The organism is Vibrio sp. 1401, from assembly GCF_033340295.1.
This window is the reverse complement of record NZ_JAWOWF010000695.1, coordinates 1-555: the sequence shown is the minus strand read 5'-3', so window position 1 is coordinate 555 and position 555 is coordinate 1. Positions and strand designations below refer to the sequence as shown.

Here is a 555-nt window from a genome sequence, read left to right as displayed (position 1 = left end):
AGTTTAATTGCAGACGGTGGTGTTTACGCTCAACGGCTTGGTGACGTGTGTCGATGAAGCGCTGCATAGCTCTACGCAAACGCATATCCAGCTCATCGAGTTGCTGTGACTGACGCTGCAACTTATAACTTGGATGTTGGCGTTCTAAGCGATGCAGAAGTTGCGTAGATTGCTGTTTTTGCTGCGCTAAGTAGTAGCGCATCGCACTAGCTAGTTTATGCTGTTTCGCTACAAGCGATTGATCTTTATGGCTGTTGTCACGGCTAACCAGTTCAGCGGCAGCTGATGGAGTAGGAGCTCGCACATCGGCAACAAAATCGGCAATCGTCATGTCGACTTCATGGCCCACAGCACTAATGATCGGGATTTGACTTGCAGCAATAGTGCGAGCAAGGATCTCATTGTTAAAGCACCATAAGTCTTCTAGAGAGCCGCCGCCACGACCAACAATCAATACATCACATTCATTTCGGCTATTAGCACGACCGATTGCTTGGGCAATTTGAATGGCTGCGTCATCACCTTGGACCATGGTCGGATAAATCACCACGGGTA

General features: G+C 48.6%; 1 protein-coding gene. It reads right to left on the bottom strand.

The window, feature by feature from the left end; translation table 11 throughout:
• A partial coding sequence (gene xseA, locus R7Z77_RS27645) for an exodeoxyribonuclease VII large subunit (protein WP_318137345.1) occupies positions 1–555 on the bottom strand: 555 nt, incomplete at both ends.